This window comes from Paenibacillus sp. P4_A7, from assembly GCF_056402455.1.
The window spans coordinates 1-7,838 of record NZ_JBFUHJ010000251.1 but is presented as its reverse complement, the minus strand read 5'-3'; the positions used below and the strand labels follow the sequence as shown (position 1 = coordinate 7,838).

Here is a 7,838-nt window from a genome sequence, read left to right as displayed (position 1 = left end):
CTATTACGTATATCAACAAACACCTTTTGATCTAGGCGCAGACATTTAACCACATTGGAAGGAGTACCACATTACTATGAAAATCGAAAGTCATTTAGCTCAGATTGGTACTCTACATGAACCAGTTACGGGTGCTGTTAGCTTTCCTATTTATCAAGCAACTGCATTCCGTCATCCTAAACTAGGACAAAGCACTGGTTTTGATTATGCACGTACAAAGAGCCCGACAAGAGCTGTGCTTGAAGAAGCGGCGGCAAAGTTAGAGTCAGGCGACGCTGCATTTGCATGCAGTTCTGGTATGGCTGCTTTACAAACGGTTTTCGCTATGTTCAGCCAAGGTGACCATTTGATTGTCTCGCTTGATTTGTATGGAGGAACCTATCGTCTGCTTGAGCGGATTATGAAGAGGTTCGGCGTAACGGCGTCATATGTAGATACGAATGATATAGATGCAATGTCATTGCTCTGTACAGACAATACGAAGGCTATCCTAATCGAAACCCCAACCAATCCACTTATGATGATAACGGATATCGAACGTGCAGCTAGCTGGGCCAAATCGAAAGGGTTGCTTACGATTGTTGACAATACGCTGCTTACACCATTCTTTCAACGTCCAATAGAGCTCGGTGCAGACATTATTGTTCATAGCGCAACCAAATATTTGGGTGGACATAACGATGTTTTGGCAGGCTTAATCGTGACAAAGGGTAAAGAGTTATCGGATGAAATGGCATTTCTCCATAACTCAATTGGTGCAGTTCTCGGACCTCAAGATTCATGGCTGCTTATGAGAGGGATGAAGACACTGGCGCTTCGGATGGAACGTCATGAATATAATGCGACTCAAATCGCTAAATATTTGATGGAACATGAAGCGATCGAGGATGTTTATTATCCTGCGCTTTCACACCATCCTGGACATGATATACAAAATAAGCAATCATCAGGCAATACCGGCATTTTCTCATTCCGCTTAAAGGATGCTCGTTATATTGAGCCAATCTTACGCCATATTAAACTGATTTCATTCGCAGAGAGCTTAGGCGGAGTTGAATCGTTAATGACTTATCCAGCTGTTCAAACACATGCGGATATTCCACTTGAGATTCGCCAAGCTATTGGTGTAGATGACCGACTGCTGCGATTCTCAGTAGGTATCGAACATGTGGATGACCTGATTGGCGATTTAGCAAATGCGTTAGCTGAAGCAAAGCGTGAGATTGTGGAGGGACTTTAACAGATGAGCGATCACAATAAAAAACAACCAGATGAGCGAAAATTTGCAACAAAGCTGATTCATTTCGGAGCGGAAATTGATGAGCACACAGGAGCTTCAAGCGTGCCGATTTATCAAGCATCAACTTTCCACCATCACGATATTTTTAACCCGCCGCAATACGATTACAGCCGTTCCGGTAATCCAACAAGGCAGGCGCTTGAGGATTACATTGCATTACTGGAAGGCGGAGCACGTGGCTTAGCATTCGCTTCTGGTATGGCTGCTATCTCAACTTCATTTTTATTATTATCAGCAGGTGAGCATGTCATTGTAACAGAAGACGTATATGGCGGAACGTATCGCCTGCTTACTACTGTTTTGGATCGTATGGATATTGAAACCACATTCGTAGATATGACTGATTTTGCTGCGGTCAAATCGGCACTTAAGCCGAATACAAAAGCAGTGTTTATGGAAACACCCTCGAATCCTACACTTAAAATTACAGATATCGCTGAGATAACCGGCTGGGCCAAAGAGAACAATTTAATGACGATGCTTGATAACACGTTTATGACTCCTTATCATCAACGTCCGATTGAGCTTGGCGTKGATATTGTTTTACATAGCGCGACCAAGTTTTTAGGCGGACACAGTGATGTGCTTGCAGGTCTTGCGGTAACGGCCGATGAAAGTCTCGGAAGAAGGCTGAAGCAGCTTCAAAATGGTCTTGGAACGGTGCTTAGCGCACAGGAATCATGGCTGTTAATGCGTGGAATGAAAACATTAAAGACTCGTATGGAGCAAAGTGAGCGGAGTGCGCAGAAACTAGCTGAATGGCTTTCAGCTCATAAAGAGGTGACTGCTGTTTATTATCCGGGCTTAAAAGATCATCCAGGACGAGAGATTCATGAGAAGCAATCACTTGGTTATGGAGCTGTCGTATCTTTCGATGTTGGCAGCGGTGATCGTGCAAAATCATTACTTAGCAAGGTGAAAATTCCATTGGTAGCTGTAAGTTTAGGTGCTGTTGAAAGTATTCTTTCCTACCCTGCGATGATGTCTCACGCGGCTATGCCGAAGGAAGTTAGACATGYGAGAGGGATTACAGATGGATTAGTTCGATATTCAGTAGGCTTAGAGGATATTGATGATTTAATTAACGATTTGGAAAATGCCTTGCGTGCTTAATCGACTTTAATCAAAAGAGGAACATGGATGTTCTTGTGAACATTCCATGTTTTTTCTTATTAATGACAGGAAGAACATCGTAAGTCGGGTGACTTCAAGCATACATTTATGATAGGATTATTTGATAGCAACACAATTAGAACGGAAATAAGGAGGTCTTCCGGAATGGGAACGTTGGACCGTATTTTAGATAAAGCATTACGCGGTGAACGAGTTGATTTTGAAGAAGGCATGGAGCTGTTAGCCTCGGACCAGATTGAGAAAATGGGGCATGTAGCAAACCAGATAATGTTAAGGCATCATCCTGATCCGATTACGACATTTGTCGTTGGCAGAAACGTCAATTATACGAACGTATGTGATGTTTATTGCAGGTTTTGCGCTTTTTATCGCGCACCTGGCTCGAAAGAAGGTTATGTACTTTCAGACGATACCATATTGAATAAGATTCAAGAAACAGTAAACGTCGGCGGTACTGAAATATTAATGCAAGGCGGAACAAATCCAGATTTGCCGTTTACCTACTATTTGGATCTGCTTCGCAAAATTAAAGTACAGTTTCCGAGCATCACGATGCACTCCTTCTCTCCTGCAGAAATTCAGAAGATGAAGGTAGTATCGGATGGTCTCTCGCTTGATGAAGTGATAGGGCAGCTGCATGAGGCTGGACTTGATTCACTGCCTGGCGGAGGCGCTGAGATTTTGGATGACCGTACTCGTCGGAAAATTAGCCGAATGAAGGGCTCATGGACCGATTGGATGGATGTCATGAAGTCAGCGCACCGTCATGGTATGAATACTACAGCAACGATGGTGTATGGGCTGGGCGAGACAGTAGAAGAACGTGCTCTACACATGATGCGCATACGTGATGCACAAGATGAATGTATTGCAAATAAATATGATTCGACTGGCTTCTTAGCCTTTATTTCGTGGCCTTTCCAACCAGATAATACAAATTTGAAGCTGGAGAAGGCGAAGCCCGAGGAATATCTCAGAATAGTTGCTGCAAGTCGGATTATGCTGGACAATATCCCTAACTTCCAATCCTCATGGGTAACAATGGGTCCTGAAATGGGCAAATTATCATTATCTTATGGCTGTAATGATTTTGGCAGTACGATGATTGAAGAAAATGTCGTATCGGCTGCTGGTACTACACATAAAGTAAACATTGATCTTATACTCCAACTCATTCGTGAATGCGGCAAAATTCCTGCTCAGCGGGATACCAAATATAATATTTTGAAGATGTATCATGAAAATGATAAGGCTGAGCTTGATTTTGTAATGCAGAACTAAGTATCGGCTATTGTTAAAGCAAAAATGTTTGTTGGTCATTGATCCCACCTGGGGTTAATGGCCGATGAGCATTTTTTTGTCTATCTACATCTCTTTTTAGAACCCTATACCAATCTCTTCATCGTATATCCCAAGCCGCAGGACCATATACTGATAAGGAAGGAAAGGGGTGAGCTTATGGAACTGTTTACAGTATCATTGTCTTCAAGCCACTGTCATTCGGTGGATAAATTAGCGAAAATGTTGACGGAACAAGCGGTCGTCGATTTACATATCGGCTCTAAGGCTGAACTAGCTGCTGCAATAGAATTTCATGTCATTTCTTCTCAAGAAATTCAATGTCAGGCAGTACTGCCGCTTTTTCAGCTTCCATTACATGGTCCTGCTGTTTATAAGTCAACGTCGAAAACAATTGCGGAGTTTATAGTAAGTGAAATGGAGCCAGAGATGCTCGCTTCCATTATTCGGAGAAAGTTTCAGAAAAATAATTCTACAGACGCGGCTGTTATCGAGAGATATTGTTATGATTTACTGCATGGAAAAGAGTGGGATGGTCTTGGATCTAAATTTCTAGATGCGGATCGACAAAGACGAAAGGGCAAGGTTGCCAATGAAATTGAACAATACTTGCAAGAGAATACCGATCTTAACGTGAATGGTTTTGCAAACTTTAGGCTTAAGCCTTATCGGAAAGAATTAATTGAAGTTGTTGAGTATGCGTTAGATGAATATATGCTTGATAAACAATATCAGGAGTTTATTTCACTACTGAAATATTTTGTGTTCCTTCAAGATACAAAGGTGCCGATGGTGCATTTGCTTCATAAGGGGGGTCATGAATTTATCTTATATGATGAAAACTTTCAGCTGCTTGATCCTAAGCCGCCATCCGATCGTATCGTAGCTGAGATGCTCGAAACAGAAATTAACATAGAAGATATGGTGATCAGCTCTTTGATTTCGGTATCACCTAAGCAAATCACTATTCACACGAGGCAGCCGTATATGCAAGTTATCCGTACCATTGAAACGATATTCGATCAAAGAGTAACGGTATGTTTACAATGCTCATCATGCAACACCAGCTTGGATGAACAAATTCAACCGTAGCTTCATTGAAGCGATATTGGCCAGAATGATGGTCATATTAATCTTGACCTGATCCACAAGTCAGGCTATAATGAGTCACATATAAGATCTAATCAGCAATGACAAAGATAAGTATCTGCATGTGATGTCCGGTACAGAGAGAGGAAACTTGGCTGTAATTTCCTTCCACGACTTTTGCAGATGTACCCCTTTGTAGCTGTATGGCCTAACCTATTTCTCACTCGTTCTCGAGTTTGTTATAGTAGTAAGCTGTACCGGATTTCTCCGTTACCAGATATTACGAGGACTGCTCAGCGTGTAAGACGTTGCGTTTGCAGTCGAAGTAGGGTGGAACCACGAGTATACAAGCACTCGTCCCTTTGCGGGATGCGTGCTTTTTTTGTGCTTTTTTTGAGGTGTAGGAAAGCGCATTAGCTTGGTATGACCAGTAACGCATAAGAAACTGATTGACTAACAGGAGGATGAAAGAGTATRTCTATTCAAGTGAAATTTCCAGACGGCGCAATAAGAGAATATGCGCCAGGCACTACAATTGAAGAGGTAGCGGGTTCCATTAGTCCAGGGCTGCGGAAAAACGCGATTGCAGGAAAGTTAAACGGAAAAGTGGTAGACGTGTATACACCGATTGACAGCGATGCTGCTGTTGAAATCGTTACAGTTGATTCTGCTGATGGATTAGAAGTATATCGCCACAGTACAGCGCATTTGCTCGCTCAAGCCATTAAGCGTTTGTATGCCTCATCAAACGTAAAGCTTGGTATTGGTCCGGTCATTGAGGATGGCTTCTATTATGATATTGATATGGAGCATTCACTTACTCCCGAGGATCTGGTAAAGATTGAGAAGGAAATGGAGAAGATTGTTCAGCAAAATCTTGATATTCGCCGTCGTATTGTCAGCAGAGACGAAGCGCTTGCGATTTTCACTGAGCTTGATGATAACCTCAAGCTTGAGCTTATCCGCGATCTAGCTGAGGATTCAGTAATTACGATGTATGATCAAGGCGAGTTTTTTGATTTATGCCGCGGACCACATTTGCCTTCAACTGGMAGAATTAAGGCATTCAAGCTGCTTAGCGTTGCTGGTGCATACTGGCGCGGTGATTCCAAGAACAAAATGCTTCAGCGTATATATGGAACAGCGTTTCCTAAAAAAGCGCAGCTTGATGAGCATCTTCATTTCTTGGAAGAAGCGAAGAAGAGAGATCATCGCAAGCTAGGTCGCGAGCTGAAAATGTTCACATTCTCACGTGAGGTAGGTCAAGGCTTGCCGCTGTGGCTTCCAAATGGATCAAAGGTACGCAGAACATTGGAGCGCTACATCGTTGATATGGAGGAAAAATTGGGTTACGAGCATGTTTATACTCCTGTATTGGCTAACGTAGAGCTTTACAAAACATCCGGTCACTGGGAGCATTACAGTGAGGATATGTTCCCGACAATGGTTATGGACAACGAGGAACTTGTTCTACGTCCGATGAACTGTCCGCATCATATGATGGTGTTCAAGAGCGATATGCGCAGCTACCGTGATTTACCAGTCCGTATCGCTGAGCTAGGTACGATGCATCGGTATGAAATGTCGGGAGCACTTACTGGCCTACACCGTGTACGTGCGATGACGCTTAACGATGCTCATATCTTCTGTCGTCCTGATCAAATTAAAGAGGAATTCTCACGAGTTGTGAATTTGATCCGTAAGGTCTATGAAGATTTTGGCATTAAAGATTATCGTTTCCGCTTATCCTATAGAGATCCTCAGGATACTGAAAAATATTTCCAAAATGATGAAATGTGGGAAATGTCGCAGCGTATGCTTCGTGAAGTAGTTGAAGAGCTGGAATTGCCATTCTTCGAAGCAGAGGGCGAAGCAGCGTTCTAYGGTCCGAAGCTCGATGTTCAAATTAAGACAGCTTTGGGCAAAGAGGAGACTCTCTCAACTGCACAGCTTGATTTCTTACTACCAGAGCGTTTTGAGCTAGAGTATGTAGGCGAGGATGGCAAGAAACATCGTCCAGTTGTTATTCACCGTGGCATTATAAGCACAATGGAGAGAATGACTGCCTTTTTGCTAGAGAACTTTGCAGGTGCGCTGCCACTTTGGTTGTCACCTGTACAAGCAAAAGTTATTCCGGTTTCGACAGCGTACGAAGGTTATGCGCGTAAGGTAGCTGAACAATTACAATTGAGTGGTATTCGTGTTGAGAGTGATTTACGAAATGAGAAGCTTGGATATAAAATTCGCGAAGCACAAATTGAGAAAGCACCATATATGTTAGTTGTTGGTGAGAACGAAATGCAAGCTGATGCAGTTTCCGTTCGCAAACGCGGTGAAGGCGATATTGGTGCAATGCCAATAGTAGACCTGATCGCGCTTCTTCAGAAGCAAATCGCAGACAAGGAACTATAAGGCTGAACGTATAAAGCTTGGACGATCAGGGTATTATTCTTCTTGAGGAGGAAGTACCCAGATGGTCACAAGCTTTTTTTCTATGTCAAAAAGAATCACGCTATCACTGCTCCTGTTTGTTCTGGTCTTTGGCTTAAAGGATAGCACCTGCTCTGCGTTTGCTAATGCAGCTATGCAGCAGCCCAGCTCTCAAAGCAGTCCGAAGAAGAGCATTGCTATAAAAAAAAGCGACGTCAAGTCCGAAGCTGAAAATCATGTTAAAGAAGCATCAAAACCAGAAACAATTGAGGTCGTCGCTACCGGTTATACCGCTGGCGTTGAATCGACGGGCAAGCGTCCAGGGCATCCGCAATATGGCATTACCTATTCAGGTGTGAAGGTTCGTAGGGATCAAGTTTCAACCATTGCAGCTGATCCTAAGCTCTTCCCGATCGGTACGCTGCTATACATTCCTGGATATGGTTATGGAGTCGTGGCAGATACAGGATCAGCCATAAAGGGAAAGCATATCGACCTGTATTTTGAAACGATCAAACAAGTGTATGAACAGTGGGGGAAGAAGACGGTCAAGGTTGAGGTCATCAGGATAGGTACGGGCAAGCTT

The 7,838-nt window shown here is 43.1% G+C and carries 6 protein-coding genes and 1 other annotated feature; all 6 genes read left to right on the top strand.

Going from position 1 to position 7,838, the window contains the following annotated elements; translation table 11 throughout:
* Window positions 1–76 precede the first annotated feature (76 nt).
* A complete protein-coding gene (locus tag AC1DWN_RS22515) occupies window positions 77–1,240 on the top strand; it encodes a PLP-dependent transferase (protein WP_477561138.1) in 1,164 nt (387 codons plus the stop codon).
* Between the two features lie 3 nt (window positions 1,241–1,243).
* A complete protein-coding gene (locus AC1DWN_RS22510) occupies window positions 1,244–2,413 on the top strand; it encodes a trans-sulfuration enzyme family protein (protein WP_477561137.1) in 1,170 nt (389 codons plus the stop codon).
* Between the two features lie 165 nt (window positions 2,414–2,578).
* Window positions 2,579–3,715 (top strand): cyclic dehypoxanthinyl futalosine synthase, encoded by a 1,137-nt coding sequence (gene mqnC, locus AC1DWN_RS22505; protein ID WP_477561136.1) that lies wholly within the window; start codon window positions 2,579–2,581, stop codon window positions 3,713–3,715.
* Window positions 3,716–3,892: 177 nt separating this feature from the next.
* Window positions 3,893–4,825: a putative sporulation protein YtxC gene (locus AC1DWN_RS22500; RefSeq protein WP_477561135.1), complete on the top strand. Its 933-nt coding sequence runs from the start codon at window positions 3,893–3,895 to the stop codon at window positions 4,823–4,825.
* Between the two features lie 89 nt (window positions 4,826–4,914).
* Window positions 4,915–5,187: a binding site (T-box leader), on the top strand.
* A 109-nt stretch (window positions 5,188–5,296) separates the two neighbouring features.
* Window positions 5,297–7,234: a threonine--tRNA ligase gene (gene thrS / locus AC1DWN_RS22495; protein ID WP_477561139.1), complete on the top strand. Its 1,938-nt coding sequence runs from the start codon at window positions 5,297–5,299 to the stop codon at window positions 7,232–7,234.
* 61 nt (window positions 7,235–7,295) lie between these two features.
* On the top strand, window positions 7,296–7,838 hold a 543-nt coding region (locus tag AC1DWN_RS22490; protein WP_477561134.1), incomplete at its 3' end, for a 3D domain-containing protein.

What these genes read in the sequence shown, in the direction of transcription:
- AC1DWN_RS22500 (WP_477561135.1), top strand. Translation starts at nt 3,893, where the DNA reads ATGGAACTGTTTACAGTATCATTGTCTTCAAGCCACTGTCATTCGGTG.
- AC1DWN_RS22515 (WP_477561138.1), top strand. Translation starts at nt 77, where the DNA reads ATGAAAATCGAAAGTCATTTAGCTCAGATTGGTACTCTACATGAACCA.
- mqnC (WP_477561136.1), top strand. Translation starts at nt 2,579, where the DNA reads ATGGGAACGTTGGACCGTATTTTAGATAAAGCATTACGCGGTGAACGA.